Raw genomic sequence first — 23,155 nt, 5'->3', positions numbered from 1 at the left:
AGTCATCCCGCAACAGTCAGCGAAAGATCAATAAGTCAGTTGAATTCATGTAAACTCAGATAGAGTCTTGTCCAGAGCTTCTTTATCGTGAGTGCCATATATAGTTACACCTTCTACTCGTTTGAGAAGTCCCTGGAGAACCTGCCCCGGACCGACCTCAATGAAAGTATCGAAACCATTGCTCTGCATCTTCTTTATGGAATCAGCCCAGAGAACCGGTGAAGTAACCTGCTCCTTGAGCAGCTGTTTGGCCTCGTCCCCGCTCTTTATAAGAGCAGCGGTTACATTTGCTACAACCGGGATTTCAGGTTCGTAGAATCCGGCATCATCCAGAGCGCATTCAAGCCCTTTAGCGGCATCCTTCATTAATGGTGAGTGCCATGCTCCCGATACTTTCAAGGGTATTACTCGACGGGCCCCGGCTGCCTTGCACAGTTTTCCAGCTTTTTCCAGCGCATCATTCGCGCCGGAAATGACAACCTGCCCGTCGGCATTCACATTCGCAATTCCGACAGGTCCAATCGAGGATGCTTCCTCAACACATTTCCTGGCAACATCCAGTTCGATGCCGATGAGAGCGAGCATTCCTCCGGGGTGCCTGTTGGCACACTGCTGCATAAGCTCGCCTCTGATACGGGTGAGTTTCGCAGCAATTCCGGGGAGAAGGACTCCTGCTGTCACAAGAGCCGAATACTCCCCAAGGCTGTGACCAGCGGTTCCCTCAGGTTTGACTCCCGCAGCCACCAGTACATTCATGATGGAGATACTGATCATTGTAATAGCAGGCTGAACATTATCGGTTCGAGTCAGAATTTCAGAAGGACCGTTAGATATGATGTCACTTAAACCTAGAACACCAGTCATTTCATTGATTCTGTTCAGAAAATCAACAGCATCGGGATATTCCCTCAGATAGGAATCCATACCAACGCTCTGTGAAGCCTGACCTGGAAATAGAAATGCAAGTCTGCCCATTCATTCCTCCTAGCGAAATTGATAGATAGCTTTCGGAATTTCTTTTATCATAATAATCAGAGCCAAAAGCAAGCCCTGAATATTCTATGGAAACATCATGACTTTTCTGGATATGAAGTGATGTTGTGATTCCAGAACTGCGAAGTAAAGTCCGGAAGGTCTTTGGGCGGGGTTCAGAGTAATTTCCATTACATCTGGAAAACTGCCACCGGCCCAGATTGTCTCTATTCTTCTGCCGGCAAGATCGTACAAAGACAACATACTCCGATCAGTTCCAGTCACTTTAAATCTGAGATTCACTGAACCTCCACCCGAGAATTGAACCTCCAGAAATGTACTTCCCCCTGGGTACCCACCCTCAAAAGTCGGCTCAAGTTCCAGAAGAGATACAGATACAGGGGGCATGCCACTCATGTCAAGAACAAGCCCGATATCGCTCCGGTTATTACTGAATGTTCTTGAAGATACGGATCCCAGGCGTCTTGCAGTTTCAGATATTGGAGAAAAACCCCCGTTTGTATGAATTAAATAGTCTTCCGCGAATCGACCAGGCAGACAGATAGCCTGACCTGCGGAAACCGGATAGTGCGAATCATTGGATGCAAGAAGCAGAATTCTTCCATTATCGCTTTTCTCAAGCACCAGGAAGTTCAGAGTGCTGTTCTGCGGTTGAGGCACGTACCCCTCTGCTTCAAGTTCGCAATTCACCGCTATCTCGTCAGAAAGAGCTACGTATTGTTCATTTATAAGAGCTTCAAGATAATTCGGTCCCCCACCCGGCTGATTACCGGTCAGAATAGCGACTGATTCATGAATTCTTCCGACCAGATCAATGTTCCCATGATCCCTGCTTGGGCCCCAGTTCTGCAGCAGATTCGGATATCTCAGAGAACCATCGCTTTTGAGATTTCCGGATTTCAGAGCTAAATCCATTGCGTAAAAAACCAGCCCTCTACACCCTTTTATCAGGGGAAGTGTAACCATATACAGCATAGTATCCTGTGGGGCGCAGTAGCTTGGGAGTCCAAAAGCATGCCTGCCATAAGACTGAATATTCGCAAAAACGCAGTTGTCGATATCTGTTGATCTCACACCATTATCCATAGCAGTCTCAAAACATATCGAGAAAACATCGAATCTCACATCATCGTAATAATCCCAGTACAGTTCGGAGCCTATAAAACAGATACCGGAAGAATCAAGCAGAATACCAGCTCGAATCGGTCTTCTTGTATTAAGTACCCTGGCTCCGGAATAGATCTCCTGACCTGATGCATAACGCACTTCCTTCAACTCAATAAGTTCCGCTTGCACAGAGCTCTGGATAGAATGGCTTGATTCCAGGATTCCAGCATCGGTAATGCAGAGCAGTACATCTCCGTATCGTTTATCCGGGTGGTAAGCTGATGCAGCAATGATATCCGTATAATCACCTTGAATCACCAGATCTGTCAGGGAATCGAGCGATGCTGTGCCTTCTATGCTTCGCGATCGTACAAATCTGTCTTCAAAGACCGCTGATATGAAGTCTATTCCGGAAGACCACTGCGGTTCACTCGCGTCCTCACGGGTGATGAATATGGAAACCGGTTCATAATTCGATCCGAACAGGTTCTCATAGTATGCCCCGCTTTCAGGAATGAGTATCCAGCTCTCTTCATCGTTTGATGGCCTGACGGTGATGTATTGTCCGTTCTCCCTGAGCAGTACGAATCCACAGTCATTATTGTTCAGCCAGTTTTCAATTTCCGATTCTCCCCAGAATCTTCCCCATACAACCTCATCGGGAGTAAATTCGGGTATTTGAAGAGGGTTACGGGTATCCAGCTGGAATTTCCCCCACTCACCTCCTCTGGAGAAAACATTGATGATAATTTCATTGTTATCATCAACATAAACTCCCAGAATTGCGGTGTTACTTCTACCGATTACACCGTCAAATACTCCTCCACTCCCACGATAGCCTGTTTCACCAATACAGTAAGCCAGTGGCTTTGCAGTCTCAGATCCCTGAAAATCAGGCAATGGAGAGAGCACAAGATCAGTTCCGTCAAAATAGACAGCCATTACTGCTCCACCTGGTGAAGAAAGGCTGTCCCACAGCACTACAGCGCCGTTGACATTATGATTTCCTCCAGCCCTTATACCTGTATCGGATGCTCTGAAATCGCTGGAAGCTACATCAGTTGGTACAAAAGGAAGATTGATTTCCCGTGAAAGTTCTATTTCAAGATACTCAAAATCATTTCTCCAGGTAAATTCATAGACGCAAAAGCTGGATCTTCCGCCAGCACTGTTCACAGTGTAGAACTCGTCCTGATCACAGAATACCTCATAATAGGGCGACGGTGAAGGGAGGAGATTCGTTGCGCCACAAAATAGTATGCTGTCGGTGTTCATCTCAATAGTCCTGGTCCTGCGATCGTTATTCTTAACCGGATACATGTTGAGAGTAACCATATCCAGAAATCTTGAAAACCTGTTCAGAACACTTGTTGTATCGCTGTAGGGCACCCAGGTACCAGAATAGTTATCACCGTGTTTTGAAATGAAAGATGTAAAAGGAAGACCAATTCGTTCTCTGCACTCAGTGGAATAATCAATAACCATTCCCAGCCATCGATATTCATCATCAGGATTTTCAAGATATTTCACTGCAGGTTCATCAAACCCAAATACTCCGATTACATCACCATCGTACATCAGCGCAGTCTGGTGAACATATTCATAGAGATAATCCACAACAGCATCATTATGTTCGGTCTTCCAGAAATTTGTCCAGAAGCCTCCAACGATGACGTTCATACCCGTTTCTCGAATGGCGTTTGCAGTCTCGGCAAAAAGACCGTTACCGGTCCCGTATGGTTCAGGAACCTCCTGATACCATAGTTCGGATCTGATAATTGCGGTATTGAAACCACTCTGCTGAGCCTCCGCGAGGAGGGAAAGAACGGGATCTTCTCCGTGTGGAAGACTGTACGCATCAAGATATTCGCGGTATACATGTCCTGTGCTCCGAATATCCCAGACTACCGGAAACATCGTGACTCTTTCAAATGTACCGGAGCGTGTATACGAAAAATTTACGCCGTGTAATTGCCATTTGTTACCCGCAGACAGGCAGCCTGCCAGAACAAGAACAAGCATCGGAATCAAACTTTTCGTTATCTTGAGCCCCTCTCTTCAGTTGATACCCTTATTAAGAACTACGTAAACCCCGTATTTGATTCCGTTTATTTTATTCTCCTGTTCTTGGTGCCTGTCCAAGAAGAACGAAAAGCCTGGCTTCAGCGATAAGACTTGTCGCTATTGCCGATTCAACAGTAGCTTCAGCATCAGATACTCCTGACTGAGCATCAAGCAGATCCAGAAGGGAAAGACTGCCCAGGTCATAACTCATCATCGAAAGCCGGAGTTGTTCTTCTGCCTGATTCAGAAGTTCCAGAGACAACTGCCAGGTTTCAATAGAACTGATCAAATCGTTCTGCCGAGTCAATACAGCAGTTCTGAGCGAATTGTCAAGTAATTCAAATGATGCCTGCTGCCTTAGAACGGAAGCTCTGGATGACTGAATTCTGCTTTCTCTGCTGAAACCATCAAACAAAGTCCAGCTCAGTGTCAGAGAAACACTCCAGCTGTCTCTGTCGGTGAAGTCGTCAAAATCGAGTTCATCATTATTCCAGCTCCAGTTTCCGCTTGCGTTCAGCGATGGCCAGTATGACCGCTTGTACGCCTCATGTGAAAGCTCTACTTCAATAAGTCTTTCTCTTGCAGCTGCAAGCGAAATGTTCCTGGACAGATTAATATCAATGTTGATTGCTGATCTAACTGATATCGGTCGAAGAACCGCAGCTGTATTGACCGAGGTGTTAGAACCTACGAGTCCTACTGTCTGATGCAGAAGGGCATAGGCATTCGCCACTGCCTGCTTTCTCTGAAGCAGTGTAAGACTGTCACGGCTCTGTTGAACCTCAGTCTGTATTAATTCAAGATTCGTTGCGGCTCCAAGATCATACAGAGACTGAATCCTTCGCATCTGTTCATTGGTTCTATCAAGAGCTTTCTCAGCTGTAGCGCAGAGCCCGATGGATTCTATCACACCATAATAAGCTTCTATCACATCCATGGTCAGATCCAGTCTGGCCTGGTCAAGATCAAATCTGGACGCTTCTCTGGCATGCCTGCTTCCGGACAGTCGAAGCCAGCTGCTGCCTCCGCTCGCCAGAATCTCCTGGGAGAGACCGGCTGATAATGACCAGGAGGAGTTGTCCATATCAGTATAGCCTCCGGCCATATCAGGTGTTGAACTCCATGAATGCCCTGCCGAAGAATTGAATGTGAGTGAGGGCCAAAGAAATGATTTTGAGGAGGATACTGCTGCATCCGCAGAAAATAGATCCGCTGATGACCTGTCCAGATCAGGAGAATTCTCAAAAGCAAGCTGAACCCAGCCGGAAAGGTCCAAAACAAGCGAATCATCCTGTCCGAACAGCACTGAGACCATTAAGAGCAGAAATATTGAGACTTTTCTCATTTGCTCAACACTCCTTTCCTTTTAAGCTGCCGGTGCGAACATCACCGGAAGAGAAATTAGCATAACTCCAATTATATATACAGAAAAGCAAAGCCGGATTCCCCATGAACGCCTCCGTCCTAGAATAGCTGAAAGTCCCCTTCCCCAAAGAAGAAGCGCGGCAATTGAAGGGATGTCAATATTGCTCAGAAATGTGTACAGAAAAACGTGAATCCTTGTTGGAGAAAGAGTATCAACCGGAATAAACACTGCAAGGTTCAGCCTTATAGTTGGAGGGATTGAAAACAATACGACAATAACAACCAGCAGTACACCGGTAAGCATGTATGCCGCCTGAGACAGCATCGCAGATGTTATAAAATCCCCAATTCTACCAACCTTCCTGGACTCTATCGCGAACACTATTCCAAACGCTGCCAGGGCACCGATGACAGCTATCAATCCTCTTTCAATAAGCCGTGCAAGCGGGAGACTTTCCATCATTCCCCGTATTTCATAAAGCTCACCCGAAATAACACTGTCTGCCTGTGCTGGAGAGTATTCCTGTCCTATCAGCTCAGGTTTCCTCTCATCAGTCCATTCTTCCTGCACCTCGTCCCAGTTGATGAGCAGTGTTGGAACGTACCCGGATGCAGAAATTATTATTACAGAAGCAATCATTGCAATCCCGGCAGTCCTGGTATTCTTCAGAAGTAAATAAGCGCTGTCAGTCCGCCAGAATTGAGTGAATACGGAAAGAAGAGATTTAACAGTATGCTCAGGAGCTTTTATCTTTCCCTCCTTACATCAATTGCCTTTTTGTATATCTGTTTGTACGGTTCAGCCCTGTTGTTCCAGGAATTATCCTGCTTCATGCATTTTTTCTTCAGCCATGTCCACTTGCGCCTGTTCTCAAACAGCCCCTTTGCTCGGAGGACAGCTCTTAACAGTTCGTCAGGATCAGCATCATCAAAAACAAAGCCGAAACCGTTGTCTTTCTCATCGATTACTGTGTCGGCAAGTCCGCCGGTCTTTCTGACAAGAGGTACGGCTCCATACCGCATGGCCATCATCTGCGCAAGCCCGCAAGGTTCAAATCTGCTTGGCATGACGAAAAGATCACATCCCGCGAATATCGAGCGAGCCATCTCTTCATTATAATCCAGAGTAACAGAAACTTTGCCGGGATTCTTTTTTGAGAGTTTTTTGAATTTCTCCATGTATTGCTTTTCCCCGGTCCCAAGAATGACGAAATTCAAACCTTCCCTGATAAGTTTACCGACGATTGGAAAAAGCAGGTCCAGCCCCTTTTGCCCGGTGAACCTGGACACAATTCCGATGATCATTCCATCAGGATTGTATTTCAGATTATGCCTTTTGATAAGCTCGTTCCTGCAAATTTTTCTCGGACCAATGGATCGCGCGCTGTAATTCGCTGCAATGGAGGAATCATTGGACGGATCCCAGACTTCGTAATCGATTCCATTCAGTATCCCTGTCAGACTGTTCGAGCGTCTGCGGAATAATCCATCCATGTTTTCACCGAATGGCGGTGTCTGGATTTCCTTTGCATACGAACTGCTGACTGTAGTTATATAATCGGAAAAAACAATTCCCGATTTGAGGAAACTGAAAGTTCCAAAATATTCCAATCCATCTACTGTATAGAGAGACCATGGCAGGAATGTAGTAGAGAATTCCTCTGGGGAAAAGTTCCCCTGGTAATGCATGTTATGAACCGTGAATACAACAGCAGGTTTGCGAAAATTCCGAACGTAAGCCGGCACCAGACCAGTCTGCCAGTCATGGCAATGCAGTATGTCCGGAGTTTTTTCAAGGTTTTCCTGAAAGGAAACAACTGCTCTGCAGAAAAAACCGTATCTGGACACACTATCTGAATAGGCTTCTCCATCACTGGTACAGTAAATACCTGGCCTGTCGAAATACTCATCCTTGCTTACAAGATATACTGGAACATTACTTCTGGGAAACACGGTTCTCGCAAGACCGAATTTCTCTCCAGCTGAAGTGGAGAACTGCGTTTTATCCCACTCATAGTTATCCAGATTCCTGATATCACGATAGAAGGGCATTATCAGACTTACATCATGACCAGCGCGTTCCAGTGCAACGGGGAGAGATCCTGTTACACCTGAAAGCCCTCCTGTACTTGCGAATGGATACGCTTCCGCAGCGGCAAATAGAATCTTCATTCCTGTTGTCCTTTCCTGCAAAATCTTCTCAACAACATGAAAACGATAAATACGATACCAAGAAGACCCCATATCCACACTTCAAACTGTCTCATGAATCCTTCAACAGCTTCCAGATTATTACCGAGTATTGAACCGGCAATCGAAAGAATGACATACCACGCAATTGCGCTTATCGCTACAGGCAGAGCTGCCACGGTAAATCGCATACCGCTCGTTCCCGCCATTAGAACGAGCAGGGATCTTACCCCGGGAATGAATCGGCTTCCTGCAAGAATAACTGGTCCGTGTTTCCTGATCAGTAATTTTGCTTTCTCCACACGTATGGGATTAACCTTCCTGGAAAGCCATCCATCCACGAATTTCCTGCCGGGTGCATGCCCGATGAAGAACAGAATGCAACTTGCGAAAAAACACCCGGCTACCCCGAATGAAATTGCGAGAATGAGAGAAAGACCACCGATCATTGCCCAGCCTGCCAGGACAACGAATAGAACATCTCCAGGAAGCGGTGGAAATAAAGTCTCAATAAAGGCGATTATTCCAAGCAGTGGTCCGGCCCAGATTCCGGGTGGGTTGTTCGCCAGATATTCAAGAATATACTCTATCACTGATTTCCCGGACTTTCAGATGCTGCTTCGGGAATGGAGCGGGTGACAATTGCCATGACCATGCAGCCCAGCCCCTTACCTTTACCAATATCTCCGAGAGTGTTTGTTGTTGTGCCTTTCACCCAGATTGTTTCCGGACTGACATTCAGTATTCCTGCAATCCTGCTGATTATTTTATCTCGGACAGGAGCGATTCTGGGCAAATCGGAAATAACGGTAACATCGATCTGTCTGATAATCCATCCGTCTCTTGAAATGAAGTTCCGCGCTGTCCGCGTTTTTCCATTTCTCATCTTCCGACGGGAAAAGAATACCGATATCTCCAAGCCTGGAGGCGGAGAGGAGCGCATCGGCAATGGCATGTAACACGGCATCACCATCGGAATGTCCTGAAAGTCCCATGTTTCCATCAATTCTGCATCCTCCGACAAGGAGAGGTCTGCCTTTGACAAAGGGATGGAAATCGAGTCCGATTCCGTTACGTGATTCTGTCTTTTCAGATATAAGCGACTCAACAATCGCGAAATCAGATGGATCGGTAAGCTTCATGTTCCTAATATCTCCATTAACTGCAAGAATCTCGTGACCGGCCTGTTCCATCGCAGAACACTCGTCTGTAACGTCTGTTGCAGAGGAAAGAACTTCTTCAAGTATATCCAGTCTGAATCCCTGAGGTGTCTGGCTCATTTTCAGATCGTCTCTTGGAACAGTTCCGCTGACAAAGCTTTCAGAAGATATTCTCTTAACTGTATCTCTGACTGATACCACTGGCACTGCTGCTCCGGTCTCCTCTGTTCCCTTCATGACCCGCTGAATAACCCCTGCGGATACAAGAGGACGCGCGGCATCATGAACCAGAACCCACATATGAGAATCCAGTGCCCTCAAACCCTCCTGAACAGAATCCTGCCTGCGTATGCTGCCAGGCACAATCCTTATTTTTTCTGAAGGTTTCCAGAATGGTTTCCACAGATCTTCATCCTGAGGTAATACAACTACGATTTCACTGATCGACGCTATACTGGAAAACGTATCTATTGACCAGTCAATCAGAGGTTTACCTCGAAGTTTAAGAAACTGCTTGGGTATATCGGAGGCAAATCTTGACCCTGTCCCTGCAGCAACAATTACGGTTCCCCAGGTTTTTCTTTGCATGCTCCCCGGTTTTCTGTGTATTGCTTTACTTCATTGGCTCCTGATTGCTATCTCTATCGTTCTGCTGAATCCTGGCGAAGACCATTGTTCCGCCGGAAGACCTGAAAGTAGTATGAGCCTGAACCTCAATCGTATCGCCTATCTTGTCTTCAGCACCTTCAACTACAATCATGGTTCCATCATCCATGAATCCCACAGCCTGTTTGGGATTCCTCCCTTTACGAATCATTTTCAATGAAAGGATCTCTCCTGGAAGAGTAACAGGTCTTGAGGCGGGACCAACCTCCTCAAGATTGATTACGTGATTACCCTCCTTAATCGCGATATCAAGAATATCCTTATCACTGCTGAGAAGAGACAATCCTTCTTTTCGAAGCAAGTCGAGTATACGGAACCTTTCTTTCTCAGGTTTACCGAAATCTCTGTATTCAAGACCACCGGAATTTCCAGCTGTTTCTTCAAGACGTTCGAGGGTTTCGGCCCCACGTCTTCCCCTGCCTCGCTCGATGATATCGTCAGAATCGGACATCTCCTCAAGGTTCCTTCGAATTGAATCGGGCAGAATAAAAGGACCTCTTACAAGACCTGCAAGCACCAGATCAGCCACCCTTCCATCAATAACAGCGGACATATCAACAAGAACAGGAGTATTGACTGTCTCACTCTTTTCTTCCGCGGTAAGAAGATCAAGTCTCTTTCCCTTTGTGAGCGCTACATGCCCAAAAACGTAAGCGAAAACAAAGGGTATCATTACAAGTGGTGTGACACCGGATTCTGCCATAATAAGATTACCCATACGCAAGGCTACGATAACAAGAATTCCTGAAACCAGCCCTATAACTGCTCCAACTGTTGTATAGATTATCTCATCAGCTGGAAGTCTGACGAAGGCCATCTGCAGTAGAACAGCTATCAGCCCAATTCCGATCCCTGCAAGTCCGAACCATGGGGATGGTGAAAATCCATCAAATGCGAATGTCCCCAGCAGGCCGAGAACAAGAATGAAAAGTACACGTACTTCCCAGCCCGAAATCTTCATAACCAATTTCCTCCTTCTTCTGAACTATCTGAGAGAAGGCTCTCTATTGAATCAAATAAATTAAGATAGCCTTCAGCTCCATTACCGGCATTCTTGGTGTTGTCAGAGGCTCCTGCCAGCGTTTTGAATCCCAGATTGAGAGTTTCCCTCAATCTCAAATCGAAATGGATTACCGGTCTGAGTTCACCACCAAGCCCTATTTCACTGCTTACGGTGATACCTTTTCTTACCGGTTTATCAAGTCTGCTGGAAGCAACAGCCAGACAGACACCAAGATCAGCTCCCGGATCCGCAAGACTTGCTCCTCCGGCAACATTTACATAGACATCCTGATTACCGAGATCCATCCCGCATCTTTTCTCAAGAACCGCAAGAAGCATTGGAAGTCTGCGGGAATCCATACCGTTTACGCTCCTCTGCGGATACCCGTATCTTGTAGTACTTGTCAGAGCCTGAACTTCCACAAGGAACGGTCTCGTACCTTCTATGATCGCGGTAACAACAGTCCCAGTTCTTCTGGCATCATCCCTTCTAAGAAAGTAAGCGGAGGCTTCACTGACACTTATCAGCCCATCAGCCGTCATTTCAAAAATACCTAGTTCATTTGTTGAGCCGAATCTGTTTTTCGCGGCTCTGAGAAGACGGTACAAACGATCGCCCTCTCCCTCAAAGTAAATTACCGCATCCACCAGATGCTCAAGAACTTTTGGCCCGGCCAGAGAACCTGCCTTGGTTATATGCCCCACAATGAATGCGGTTATTCCCCGTGACTTACACGTTCTGATAATCTCTGAAGTACAGTGTCTGACCTGGGAAACAGACCCTGGGGCACTGGAAAGATCTGGCGAATAAAGTGTCTGAATTGAATCGACAATAAGCACTGAGCTTCCGGAATTAACCAGATTCCCCAGTACAAGATCGAGATCAGTCGCCGGAAGAATGGTGACTTTCTCATTCATGGATCCGGTTCTTCTTGCTCTTCCGGCAATTTGTTCCGCAGATTCCTCGCCTGTTGAATACAGGACTTCCTCTCCCGCTTCAGCCAGTTTTGCTGAGAGTTGAATCATCAGAGTACTCTTTCCTATCCCCGGTTCTCCCCCAATGAGGTTAACCGAACTTTTGAGTACTCCACCCCCAAGAACCCTGTCAAGCTCTTCAATTCCGGATTGCAGTCTTTCTCCTGATATCTCCGGTATCTCTGTTAATGGTACTGGGCAGATGTTCTGCTGATTGACATATTTCCTTTCAGATTTGACAACCACTTCCTCAACCATTGTGTTCCATGAATCGCAATGCGGACATCTTCCAGACCATGCAGGAGAACTGCCGCCGCATTCGTTACAGATGAATTGGGTCTTCTTCTTGGCCAATCCTTCTCCCTACTTCTCGAATCCTTCTGAATCCACCGGAAAGAAACGAGTTATGTCAGCCCTGAATATCAGATTTACAATTCCGAGAGGACCGTTTCTCTGTTTTCCTATCTTCAATATTGTTTCTCTTCGTAGATAGTCAACCTCAGCTTCATATTCCTCGTCCTGTTCGATGTGTATATCAGGCTGATGCAGGAACATAACCAGGTCGGCATCCTGCTCTATCGCTCCGCTTTCCCTAAGATCGCTGAGTCTTGGAGAACCAGAGCGCTTTGTTGCCATCCTGCTGAGCTGAGAAAGGGCCATCACAGGTAACTCCATCTCCTTGGACAGAGCTTTGAGATCACCGGATATTCTTGCAATCTCCTGCTGCCGGTTCTCTCCTTCTCCACGCATGAGCTGGAGATAATCCACGAAGACCATGCACAGATCTTCCCGTCTTTTGAGACTTCTAACTTTCGCTCGGATGTCCATTGAGCCAATACTGGCAGAATCATCGATAAATATCTTCATCCGCTGAAGCCTGTCAGCGGCTGCCTGAAGTTCATACCAGTGTTCCTGCGCAAGTGTTCCTTCAATGATCGGTTTGGTTCCAATATGAGCGTCTGCGCAGAGCATTCTCTGTGTCAGCATGGTGTCGGACATTTCCAGGCTGAATATGGCGACAGCTCTATCTGTCTCCCGTGCGATGTGAGTTGCCATATTGAGAGCCATACTGGTTTTCCCGATTCCGGGTCGGGCAGCCAGGATTATGAGTTCCCCCGGATGGAATCCTGTTGTCATTCTGTCAAGCTCGTTAAAACCGGTGGACAGTCCTGTAACAAACCCTTTTGTATTCCGCAGTTCCTCAAGATCCTCAATCCCTCTGGACACCAGCTGCGAAATTGGTTTGAATTCCCCCATTGTGCACGATTCGGTAATCGCCATAATTTTACTGGCTGCGCTATCAAGCACATCCTTCACTTCCGCGGTGCCTTCAAGCACTTCCTGAATATTCTCTCTGCTGACCTTGAGCAGCTGACGCAGCATTGCTTTGTCCTTGATAATCCTGATATACTGAAGCACGTTTGAGAGAAGAGGAATATCATCAGTAAGGGATGCAAGATATTCAATACCTCCAGCTTCCTCCAGCATTTTTTTCCGCGAAAGTTCTTCACTTACCGTAACCATGTCAGTTACACTGTTCCTTGCGTCAAGATCACGGCAGGCCTGGAAAATTCTTCGATGCTTTCTGTCGAAAAAATCCTGCGTATTCAAGGCATCCAGAGCCTCAACGGCTAGTTCCTGATCAAGAAGCATGGCTCCAAGTACGCTTTTCTCAGCGTCAGGGCTATGTGGGGGACGCTGCCCCTGCTGATCTGTCATGCCTGATCCTTTTCAGTTCGAGGAAGTCCAAGTTCCAGTAAAAGCTGTTTTAACATCTTCATATCCTCCCACACCGGTCTCCTGAGCGCATCTGTTCGCAATAGAGCAGCCGGATGGTATGTGGGAATAACCGGTATCTCTCCATATCTGTGAATTGAACCCCGGAGCTTACCAATTCCATCTGTGCTTCCAATGATGGTTCTGCTTGCTGGAGCCCCCAGAGTTAGAATAACACCAGGGTTCATGATCTTAATCTGTTCCTCAAGTATCCACAGACAGGCGGCCACTTCATCCTTCGATGGTGTTCTGTTACCCGGCGGTCTGCATTTCACGATATTCGTAATGAATACAGAGGTTCTATCAAGGTCAATCGCCGCCAGAATCCTGTCAAGAAGTTTTCCTGCTCTTCCCACAAAAGGTTTTCCCAGCTTGTCTTCATTCGCACCCGGGCCCTCACCAATGATTACTATCCCGGCAGCAGGATTACCGCCTCCGAATACAATTGAGTTCCGCTCGGCACTTAAGCGACAACCCGAACAATCGCCAACTCTTGTCTTAAGAGCCTCCAATTCGGAATCTATACTTACAGAGATGATATCTCTATCAGAAGTATTCCGCTCTCCGCGAAGTTTACTGATCCACCCTGGCAGTACAAATATCTCATCAAGATCAAAACTCGCAACAGAATTCCAGAACGGGTCAGACTTTCCGGCTTTTCCGGTCTTGCTTTTATCGGTGCAGCTCATTCTCCGCCGGTCCTTTTCATAAAATATCTGCCCATCGCGGCAATCACAAGTTCAGCAGCATATCGTTTTGAGCATCTATGAATCATGAAAGAGGAACCATCCTCGAAAATGATCATTCCTTCATTACCTGTCGCTTCCATACCAATTCCGCTGATATCTCCCCTGTTTATGAACACGGCGCGTGCTCCTTTGCGCTTCATCTTCTTCAGAGCCTTCTCCTCAAAATCCTCTCCGAATTCCAGGGCAAAAGCAAGGACAGGACACATGCATTCAACAGTCTTATTCAGGGTCGAAAGAATATCAGGTGTAGCTTTAAGCTGCAACTCACACTCCCCTGCCCGTTCCATCTTGCCATGCATATACGATGCTGGTTTAAAATCTGACACAGCAGCAGCCATAACCAGCAGATCAGCTTTCCCAACTTCATTGCTGAGAACAGCAAGCATATCTGAAGCAGTTGTGATATTAACTGTACTTACACCCGGAGGATTCATATTACAGGTTGACCCTGTTACAAAAAGCACGTCAGATCCGGCATCTCTGAATGCTTCCGCCATACTTGATCCCATGAGTCCGCTGGATCTGTTTGAAATGAATCTGACATCATCCAGCGGTTCTCTTGTAGGGCCGGATGTAATGATGATTCTTCTGTTTTTCCAGTATTCACGACCAATGAAACTATCCGATTCGAAAACCCTGGCTTCATCGGGAAAAGGCATATTCACAAGTCTGTTTCCTTCTCCCTGAAGTATGTTCTCCACCTGTTTGACTGAGTCCTCAAGCCTGTCATTCCGAACGAAGTAATCGAAAGCACCGATCCAGCCTGTTTCCCAAGCTGCTGCCTTCATACGTTCAAGAATAATTTCAGAATCATCAGTACTTCTGTTGATAAGCCTGTCGCTCAACACTTCCGGAGATGCAGGAAGAATGAAAATCAGAACTGACTCCGGAAAGGCATCTTTTACCTGAAGAGCTCCCTGCACATCTATATCCAGGATTACACTCCGTCCTTCAGCGATCTGCCCCGAAACCCACTCCTCCGATGTTCCATAAAGGTGCCCGTGAACTTCAGCCCATTCAAGAAAGAACCCTTTTTCAATTCTCTTCTCGAACTCCTCCCTGCTGACGAAGAAATAGTCCGATCCATCTTCCTCAGATCCCCTCAAAGATCTTGTAGTCGTTGAAACAGAAAACATCGCTGACCTGAAAGTATTAACCAGATGATGTGCAAGTGTTGTCTTTCCGGCACCGGAAGGTCCGGCCAGTACTACAAGGATACCTCGGGACTTATTCAATATTCAAAACCTGTTCTTTCAGCGACGAGAGGATATTTTTCATCTCGATTATCGAAAGGGACATATCTGCATCATCGACCTTGGATCCCATCGTGTTAATCTCCCTGTGCATTTCCTGAATCAGAAATCCCAGTCTGCGACCGGTAGAGGATTCTTCGGAATTCAGGATCTCCCCTGCATGATCCAGATGGCACTGAAGCCTCTGAACTTCCTCACTGACATCTGACCTGTCAGCAAGAACAGCCAGTTCCTGCATCAGGCGATTTTCATCCAGTCTGACATCATCAAGAAGAATGGAAATTCTCTCCTTGAGTTTGATAAATCTCTCCTGAACATTTTTCTTCTGTTCCTGAAGTATGGGATCTGCAAGTGATCTGATTTCTCTGAAACCATCCCTGAAAACAGGCGTAAGAGCATTTCCCTCCCGCAGACGGCTTTCCTTCAAAGCTTTAAGCGCTTTCTCCAAACACTCACTGAAAGCACTGAAAAGCTCTCCGCTGTCAAGTCCGGATGAATCAGTCATCGATGCTACTCCGGGAAGTCCGAAAAGCGCTCCTGCAGACACTTCATCCGTACAGTCGAAATCCGCTGATAAAATCTTTGCTGCTTTAATGTATTTCCTTACAGCATCAAGGTTGACAGAGGGTAAAGCAGCGTCTTCTCCCTCGATATCAATCCTTACGTTAATCTTTATTCTGCCTCTCTCGAACAACTTAGCGGTAGCCTTCCAGGCAACAGGTTCCTGATTCCAGAGTACGTCCGGCAGTCGTATTGTCGGGCTCATAGCCTTATGATTCACGGACTTTGCTTCAACAGTGACTGAGAAATCATTTTTTCGAACTGTAGCAGATCCAAAACCGGTCATCGATTCCATTAAGTGTCCTTCCAGACTAAACGCTGCCCATCACGACAAGAAGTATATTATACATTATCCTGAGTTTTCACCAATTCCGCAATGAAAGGAAGTCACATTGGACGGTGTTTTTCTCAGTGCGCAGATACCTTATTTAAGGAATCATATACTGGGCAGTCGCTGCAGCAAAATAGGTGTTCCCATACCGAACGGATATGGCCTTGTATTTGGCGATAACATGCTCGTACTGACAGCAAGACCGGATTCGCCAGGACTATGGTGGACCGCGCACAGAGAAATGACAGAACCCGTTTCCCCCGTATGGAGCCATCACCTTGAAGGAGGTGAAGTAAAGGAAATTTCTCAACAGGGATCAGATCGAATGCTGTGTATCCTTTTCGCAAGCGGTCTTCTCTATGGATCAAAGGATGTAAAGCTCATTTTTGAGGCAACGGGACGAAATGCCAATGTTATTCTCATGCGGATGTCTGATAACAGAATTCTTGCCTGCCACAGAAGAATATCATCCAGTAAATGCAGATACAGGACAGTAGCTCCAGGACAGGTTTACAAACCTCCTCCCGGCTCCGGACTTCAACCCGGATCGTGGTGCGATTCAAGTATTCTCAGAAATGAACTGTCAGCAGACGGAGTAACAGCTGAAACGATATACAAATCGCTGGAAGGCGTCGGCCCTGTAACAGCAAGAGCACTGATCAGACATGCCTCGGATACCGGACTTTCTGTTTTCGAATCAGTAAAAATACTGGAGCAGGCTCTTCTGAATGAGGATTTCAGTCCCTGGTCAGGTCCTGAGGGACCACTTCCAATTCAGCTTGGAGAAGGAGAACCAATTGAGAATCCCCTGTCCGGAGAGCTGACAAGCAGGACAATCAGTCTGAAGGATGACAGGATTGATCTATGGACATCAATTCTGCACAGAAGACGGACAAAACTGCAAAAAAGGCTATCGAACATCATGAATGCGCTGGAAACACTTGTTTCTCCTGATACGTTCAGAATCTGGGGAAATCTGCTTCTATCAGAAAAGAACAACTCAAGAAGGGGATTAAAGAGAATATTGCTAACGGATTGGAATGGAGTTGAACACGATATTCCGCTCAAACTATCGAAATCCCTCGTAGAGAACGCCCAGCGTTACTTCAGAAAAGCCTCCAATGCAGACATCGAGGTAAATAATCTGAATGAACATGAAATCGTGATAACAAAGGAGATAATTACACTGGATGCTTCCCTCGCCGAAGCACCGTCGCTTTCGATTGGCGAATTGAACACTCTCCTGGGAGACTATCAGAAGAAAAACAGAAAGAAAGCCAGCAGACCCAGGGAGCATACACCATTCATACTGACCGGCGGCTGGAGATGTTTCGCGGGGCGGAACGCAAAAGATAACGATGAGGTTACTTTCATGATCGGCAAGAGGGGAGATTACTGGTTTCACGCCAGGGGGATTCCAGGAGCGCATGTTGTTCTCAAGCTTGATGGAAAGGTGGACAACCCTTCGGCAGAGGTCATACTTGAAGCGGCAGTGGCGGCAGCAAGGGGGAGTGGAGTATCTTCGGGTGTAGTGCCTGTCGATTATACGAGGGTACAGTATGTCAGTCGTATAAGAAAAGGAAAACCGGGACAGGTGATCTATAAGAGAGAAAAGACCATTTTTGTTGATCTGGACAGGCTGCCAGAAAAAAACAAGTTTTGATCTGAATTCTGAGAAAGGGAGGGGAAACAGTCATGGTCAGCAACTTCACTGAAGAGCACAGGGGCATATTCAAAACAGCGTACTTATTTCGCAACCTGGAACCTGCTGAACTTGAACTATTCATCGATAAGGCAGAATACGCTGAGTGGAACGCCAACAACATAGTAATCCGCGAAGACGATCCTGGTGAGCATCTATTCCTTTTACTGTCAGGTAAAGTACGTATTACAAAAAGAACCTATGAAGGCATTGAGCAGATTCTTGGAATCCTGAGCACCGGTGATTTCTTTGGCGAAATGGTTCTTCTCGATCACCGAAGCAGAAGTGCTTCGGTTTATTCTCACACCAAGATCGAATTAGCCAGAATACCTCATTCCGACATTTCTAATATTCTCACAGACAATCCCAGGATAGGATTGAAAGTGGTGCGTGCTTTCTCCGAAGTTCTTTCACTCAGATTAAGAAACGCAAATGACAAACTGAGATCGCTGCCGTTCATCGAACGAACATTCTGATGGAGAATGATCTGGTCAGGCTTCAGGAGATTGCTGAAGAACTGATCAGCTCCTGCTATTGTCCCTATTCGGAATTTCATGTTGCAGCGGTTATTGAGGACACAGGCGGTAAACTCCATTTCGGAGTTAATGTCGAAAACGCTTCGTTCGGGTTGACCATCTGCGCTGAACGGAGCGCTTTGTTCAAAGCTGTTTCAGAAGGAATCAGAGATTTCAGAAGAATCCTAGTCTACTCACCCGATGGCTGCCCTATTCCCTGCGGTGCATGCAGGCAGGTACTGGCGGAATTCTGCCGGGAGGATCTCCCGATTACAGTAGTTGGACCGGAAGAAACGAAAACCTTCACTCTTGCCCAGCTTCTCCCCCACCGCTTCGAACTCAGTCCTTAACTCCACGCAGTGAGAGGGATATCCGTTTTCTCTTTTCATCCACATCCAGCACTTTAACCGTAACTCTGTCCCCCACAGAAACAACTTCCGAGGGATTCCTGATATACCTGTCAGCCAGCTGGCTGATGTGTACAAGTCCATCCTGATGAATACCCACATCAACAAAAGCACCGAAATTCGTAACATTGGTCACAATCCCGGGAAGGATCATATCTTTCGAAATGTCCTTCATAGCATGAACATCGGCGAATTTAAAAAACTGAAAAGCTTCGCGGGGATCTCTGCCGGGTTTTTCAAGCTCTTCCATGATGTCATGAAGTGTAGGCAACCCTGCATCATCTGTGATAAAATCTTCAAGTCTGATTGAGTGACGCAGTTCTTCAGACTCAATCAGTTCGCTCACTCCTGCTTCAAGGGAATCTGCCATTCTAAGCACGATCGAATAACTTTCCGGATGAACCGCGCTTGCATCAAGAGGATTCTTTCCACCACTAATCCTCAGGAAACCAGCTGACTGCTGATAAGCTGCTTCACCAAGCCGTGGAACTTTCATCAGCTGCTTTCGGGATGAAAAGGGACCGTTTTCATTTCTCCACTTAACCAGATTACCCGCTACTGAGGACGAAAGCCCCGATACATAGGAAAGGAGCTGCCGACTAGCGGTATTTACATCAACACCAACATTGTTCACACAACTCGTGACAGTATCATCAAGGGCTTTATGCAGTTTGCGACTGTCCACATCGTGCTGATACTGCCCGACTCCTATCGATTTGGGATCTATTTTCACCAGTTCTGCAAGAGGATCCTGAAGACGCCTGCCAATCGAAACAGCACCCCTTACTGTGATGTCATGATCAGGGAATTCTTCTCTGGCAACCTTGGAAGCGGAATATATCGAAGCTCCGCTTTCGTTCACCGAGACAACAGAGACTCCACCGGGAAAATCCAACCCCGCAAGAAACGCTTCGGTCTCTCTGCCCGCAGTGCCATTTCCAACTGCAATGAATGAAACACCGTATTGCTTAATCAGCTGAAGAACAGTGCTGCCTGCCTGTTTTTTCTTTTCCTCTGACATGAATGGAAAAATAGTGGTATTACACTGAAGAACTCCCTGTCTATCCAGACAGACGACCTTACAGCCGGTCCGGAACCCTGGATCAATCGCAATAACAGCTTTAGATCCAAGCGGTGCTGCCAGCAGGAGCTTTCTGAGATTCTCCGAGAACACAGCAATTGCTTCATCGTCAGCTGACTCTTTGCTCCTGAGTCTTGTTTCAGTTTCCATCGCTTTCGCAAGAAGCCTGCGATATCCGTCCAGAACAGCCTCCTGAATCAGCAAACCCTCTTCTGACCTGGGATTTTCTATCCAGTTCGATGCAACGATTTCAACTGCTCTTTCTTCCGGTACAGTAATTTTCAGGGAAAGTACATTCAGCTTCTCCCCTCTGAGCATAGCCAGTACTCTATGCGAAGGACATTTCCCGACAGACTCCTCCCACTCGAAATAATCTCTGAACTTGGATCCTTCTTCCTCCTGCCCTGATCTGACGCGGCTTTTAAAAACTCCCTTTCCCCAGTAATATCGACGCATGGATTCTCTCGTCCGGGGAATCTCTGTAAGTTTTTCCGCGATAATATCCTGTGCGCCTGCAAGAGCATCATCCACGGTTTCAACACCCTTTTCCGGATCAATGAAATCCATTCCGTATTCGGAAGGATTCTCGCCTCTCTGAAGCAGTATCCTTTCCGCGAGAGGTTCCAGGCCCTTTTCACGGGCTCTGGTTGCCCGTGTACGCCTTTTGGGACGGAAAGGCAGATAAATATCTTCGAGCGTTGTGAGTGTTTCAGCATCATCAAGTTCTTTCTTCAGTTCATCCGTAAGCAATTCCCTTTCTTTAAGGGAGCGGAGAATTGCCTCTCTTCTATTATCCAGTTTCAGAAGCTGTTCAAGCCGGTCTCGGATAGCCGCTATCGTAACCTCATCCATACTTCCGGTTGCTTCCTTGCGATACCTTGCCATGAACGGCACTGTTGCTCCCTCCTGAAGCAATGAAACAGCCGCAGCAACCCTGTTACTGTTCAAACCAAATTCAGAAGATATCCTCCCCAGGTAAACGTTATTCATGAATTATCTCCAGTCTGTCCAATGGACTCACTGCAGGATTCCGAAGATTCCGGATCACATGCGTATAGATCATTGTGGTTTCGATGCTCTTATGACCAAGGTATTCCTGTATCTCTCGAAGGTCCACTCCATCCATGAGAAGATGAGTAGCGAAACTGTGTCGAAGTGTATGAACACTGGCATGCTTCACCAGCCCGGCAGCCATGACAGCTTTCTTCATTGCCCTCTGAATACTTCCAGGGCTCAGATGATGTCTTCTAACTGTGCCTGAACGCGGATCGGGTGAAAGCCCTCTCGATGGAAACACATATTGCCAGCCCCATTCTTTCCCTGCTGATGGGTATTTGCGAGAAAGAGCATCCGGCATCCATACATCCCCGGCTCCGGAAGCAAGATCATCCTCATGAATTCCTCTAACATGCCCCAGGTGCAAAATCAAATCAGGTTTCACGGCTTCAGCAAGCAGTGTTGTACGGTCATTTCCTCCCTTACCGTCCCGGACGAGTATCAGGTTGTTGTCGAAATCGATATCCTTCACGCGAAGTCGAACTACCTCCATCAATCTCAGCCCGCCACCGTAGAGTAATTGAAGTGCAAGCAGAGAAACACCTGATGAATTTTCCAGAACCTTCATCACCTCCGCAGGAGAAAGAACAACAGGCAACTTTCGTCCACGCTTAGCCCTGACAGTATCTCTGAGACCTTCCAGTTCCATTCCCAGAACATCTCTGTGCATGAAAAGAAGAGCACTGAATGCCTGGTTCTGCGTAGATGCACTTACTTTCCTATCAATAGCAAGATATGTCAGGTAATTTCTGACCCTCTCCGAGCTGCTGGCATCAGCATCAATACCTGCGAGATACTTAAGATATCTCTCTACCCATTGCACATAGCTTTTCTCAGTACGATATGCATAGTGCTTCAACCTCAGACCTTCCCGAACCCTCTCGAGAATATCATCTGGTATAATGACAGTATTGTCAGAACTGGCACTTCTTTTTCTAAACTCAAGATATATCCTGACAGCATCCTCTGCCTGCTCTATCTGCCAATCTTCCCGTCCGTCCTTCCGCAATTGCTCAATAAACCTCAGTTTCGCTTTCTCGTCAGACGGTTCCATATACCGACGTTTCATTGTCCTATAGGCTTTCACCCAACCAGAATAGTACTGGACCCTGTTCCCGGTGACCAACCTGTTTGAACGGAGGTAATCACTATATTCATCAACTACACTCATATCATTTCTCCTTGTATATACACTCTAATTTCTAATTGAATATTACATGCTAATTCGCTTTTCAACAACCCCCAACATAAATCTTGACGGTAGTACATATCTTAATGATACTAATAAACTAAATTGAGTCAGAATAACTATCAAACAATCCTGACTGGAAAGTTTATATAGCTAATAATTGTTATAACTCGTGAATGGAGATACGGTGGCAAAAGGCTTGGATCAATGGAAAAACACCTTGAAACCCCATCAGATAGCAGAAGGAATGAATGCTGCTAGAGCCAACGCCCAAAGATTACTAGATGATGCTGATATTCTACTGAAGTCTGGCAGTTACCCTTCCGCTCTCTCATTAGCAATTCTATCAATCGAGGAATCCGGGAAGGTAAGTATTTTGCGCCAGCTTGCATTAGCAAGGGATGGGAACGAAGTTAAGGAAGCCTGGAAGGCTTATCGCTCGCATACTAAGAAAAATGCTTCTTGGACATTTCCTGATTTCGTTGCGAAAGGTGCTAGAAAGCTTGAAGAGTTTAGAGGAATGTTCAATGATGAATCAGAACATCAAGCTCTGCTGGATCATCTTAAGCAAATCGCTTTTTACACTGATTGCTTAGGCAAGGCTCATTGGTCCCAACCTTCAGAAGTTATTGATCACGATACAGCGAAAGAAATTCTGAGTATTGCTAAACTAATGTTAGGTAAAAGAGTGCATACTACTAAGGAAATAGAGCTATGGATAAAGCATATTCGGCCAGTTTGGAAAGGATCAATGGAATCTATGAAAAATGCCTTACACGAATGGTTTAAGGCTATGACCCAGGAAGGTCTATACGAGGAAGGTAAATTGCCCATAGAACAATTCTTGGGATTAGATTGAAGTTATAACAACCAAATGCAGCAGAGCTGCCGCTTCTTCCTAGAAAATCTTACAGCAGCCTGCTGATTTGAAGCGTTAGCCGGATTATTACACACCCATTTTTAGGAGGCTCTAATTGCTTGCACTTCGCGTGGCAACTGAAGCAGATCTCGAC

General features: G+C 46.4%; 19 protein-coding genes and 1 pseudogene. 4 read left to right on the top strand and 16 right to left on the bottom strand.

The annotated features are described in order from the left end of the window. Positions 1 to 45 precede the first annotated feature (45 nt). The 14 genes and pseudogenes from fabD to K8R76_01680 all read right to left on the bottom strand — a co-directional run bounded on the left by fabD (position 46) and on the right by K8R76_01680 (position 16,156). Entirely contained in the window at positions 46 to 975 is a 930-nt protein-coding gene (fabD, locus tag K8R76_01745) for an ACP S-malonyltransferase (GenBank protein MCD4846895.1), read from the bottom strand. A gap of 84 nt (positions 976 to 1,059) precedes the next feature. Then, positions 1,060 to 4,122 carry a hypothetical protein gene (locus K8R76_01740; protein ID MCD4846894.1) on the bottom strand — a complete coding sequence of 1,021 codons (3,063 nt, stop codon included), beginning with the start codon at positions 4,120 to 4,122 and terminating at the stop codon, positions 1,060 to 1,062. A gap of 91 nt (positions 4,123 to 4,213) precedes the next feature. Then, positions 4,214 to 5,509, bottom strand: a complete 1,296-nt coding sequence (locus K8R76_01735; GenBank protein MCD4846893.1) for a TolC family protein — start codon at positions 5,507 to 5,509, stop codon at positions 4,214 to 4,216. Between the two features lie 21 nt (positions 5,510 to 5,530). After that, the gene (locus tag K8R76_01730; protein MCD4846892.1) at positions 5,531 to 6,169 is read right to left on the bottom strand and encodes a hypothetical protein; all 639 of its coding nucleotides are present in this window, start codon (positions 6,167 to 6,169) and stop codon (positions 5,531 to 5,533) included. Positions 6,170 to 6,276: 107 nt separating this feature from the next. After that, positions 6,277 to 7,701, bottom strand: a complete 1,425-nt coding sequence (glgA, locus tag K8R76_01725; GenBank protein MCD4846891.1) for a glycogen synthase GlgA — start codon at positions 7,699 to 7,701, stop codon at positions 6,277 to 6,279. Then, the gene (locus tag K8R76_01720; protein MCD4846890.1) at positions 7,698 to 8,312 is read right to left on the bottom strand and encodes a DedA family protein; all 615 of its coding nucleotides are present in this window, start codon (positions 8,310 to 8,312) and stop codon (positions 7,698 to 7,700) included. The genes glgA and K8R76_01720 overlap by 4 nt, the downstream gene beginning before the upstream one ends. Next, positions 8,309 to 8,605: a 2-C-methyl-D-erythritol 2,4-cyclodiphosphate synthase gene (locus K8R76_01715; GenBank protein MCD4846889.1), complete on the bottom strand. Its 297-nt coding sequence runs from the start codon at positions 8,603 to 8,605 to the stop codon at positions 8,309 to 8,311. The genes K8R76_01720 and K8R76_01715 overlap by 4 nt, the downstream gene beginning before the upstream one ends. Next, positions 8,487 to 9,467: a 2-C-methyl-D-erythritol 4-phosphate cytidylyltransferase gene (gene ispD / locus K8R76_01710; protein ID MCD4846888.1), complete on the bottom strand. Its 981-nt coding sequence runs from the start codon at positions 9,465 to 9,467 to the stop codon at positions 8,487 to 8,489. The genes K8R76_01715 and ispD overlap by 119 nt, the downstream gene beginning before the upstream one ends. Before the next feature lie 25 nt (positions 9,468 to 9,492). After that, positions 9,493 to 10,506, bottom strand: a complete 1,014-nt coding sequence (locus tag K8R76_01705) for a hypothetical protein (protein ID MCD4846887.1) — start codon at positions 10,504 to 10,506, stop codon at positions 9,493 to 9,495. Further along, the gene (gene radA, locus K8R76_01700) at positions 10,503 to 11,876 is read right to left on the bottom strand and encodes a DNA repair protein RadA (protein MCD4846886.1); all 1,374 of its coding nucleotides are present in this window, start codon (positions 11,874 to 11,876) and stop codon (positions 10,503 to 10,505) included. The genes K8R76_01705 and radA overlap by 4 nt, the downstream gene beginning before the upstream one ends. Before the next feature lie 9 nt (positions 11,877 to 11,885). Continuing rightward, the gene (gene dnaB, locus K8R76_01695; protein ID MCD4846885.1) at positions 11,886 to 13,241 is read right to left on the bottom strand and encodes a replicative DNA helicase; all 1,356 of its coding nucleotides are present in this window, start codon (positions 13,239 to 13,241) and stop codon (positions 11,886 to 11,888) included. Beyond that, the gene (locus tag K8R76_01690; protein ID MCD4846884.1) at positions 13,238 to 13,987 is read right to left on the bottom strand and encodes a uracil-DNA glycosylase; all 750 of its coding nucleotides are present in this window, start codon (positions 13,985 to 13,987) and stop codon (positions 13,238 to 13,240) included. The genes dnaB and K8R76_01690 overlap by 4 nt, the downstream gene beginning before the upstream one ends. A gap of 686 nt (positions 13,988 to 14,673) precedes the next feature. After that, positions 14,674 to 15,285 (bottom strand): annotated as a pseudogene (gene gmk / locus K8R76_01685) (guanylate kinase). Next, positions 15,275 to 16,156: a YicC family protein gene (locus K8R76_01680; GenBank protein ID MCD4846883.1), complete on the bottom strand. Its 882-nt coding sequence runs from the start codon at positions 16,154 to 16,156 to the stop codon at positions 15,275 to 15,277. Before K8R76_01680 ends, gmk begins: the two are co-directional and overlap by 11 nt. 97 nt (positions 16,157 to 16,253) lie before the next feature. Between K8R76_01680 and K8R76_01675 the strand changes: the two genes are divergently transcribed. From K8R76_01675 to cdd, 3 genes are read left to right on the top strand one after another with little or no spacing between them, the layout of a single operon-like run. After that, positions 16,254 to 17,855 (top strand): NFACT family protein, encoded by a 1,602-nt coding sequence (locus K8R76_01675; protein ID MCD4846882.1) that lies wholly within the window; start codon positions 16,254 to 16,256, stop codon positions 17,853 to 17,855. A gap of 32 nt (positions 17,856 to 17,887) precedes the next feature. Next, positions 17,888 to 18,370 (top strand): cyclic nucleotide-binding domain-containing protein, encoded by a 483-nt coding sequence (locus K8R76_01670; GenBank protein ID MCD4846881.1) that lies wholly within the window; start codon positions 17,888 to 17,890, stop codon positions 18,368 to 18,370. After that, entirely contained in the window at positions 18,370 to 18,759 is a 390-nt protein-coding gene (cdd, locus tag K8R76_01665; GenBank protein MCD4846880.1) for a cytidine deaminase, read from the top strand. The genes K8R76_01670 and cdd overlap by 1 nt, the downstream gene beginning before the upstream one ends. On the opposite strand, the gene K8R76_01660 is transcribed toward cdd, so the two are convergent. Both K8R76_01660 and K8R76_01655 read right to left on the bottom strand, forming a co-directional pair. Then, positions 18,749 to 20,887, bottom strand: a complete 2,139-nt coding sequence (locus K8R76_01660; protein MCD4846879.1) for an RNA-binding transcriptional accessory protein — start codon at positions 20,885 to 20,887, stop codon at positions 18,749 to 18,751. The two genes, cdd and K8R76_01660, sit on opposite strands and share 11 nt — an antisense overlap. After that, positions 20,880 to 22,007, bottom strand: coding sequence for an integron integrase (locus K8R76_01655; GenBank protein MCD4846878.1), 1,128 nt, complete (start codon positions 22,005 to 22,007; stop codon positions 20,880 to 20,882). Before K8R76_01655 ends, K8R76_01660 begins: the two co-directional genes overlap by 8 nt. A gap of 322 nt (positions 22,008 to 22,329) precedes the next feature. Here K8R76_01655 and K8R76_01650 point away from each other — a divergent pair, with 322 nt between their 5' ends. Continuing rightward, positions 22,330 to 23,001, top strand: a complete 672-nt coding sequence (locus tag K8R76_01650) for an AbiV family abortive infection protein (GenBank protein ID MCD4846877.1) — start codon at positions 22,330 to 22,332, stop codon at positions 22,999 to 23,001. The last annotated feature ends 154 nt before the right edge of the window (positions 23,002 to 23,155 follow it).

Source organism: Candidatus Aegiribacteria sp. (assembly GCA_021108435.1).
Lineage (GTDB): Bacteria > Fermentibacterota > Fermentibacteria > Fermentibacterales > JCC-6 > Aegiribacteria.
The sequence above is the reverse complement of the archived record's forward strand: the minus strand, read 5'-3'. Positions and strand labels throughout refer to the sequence as shown.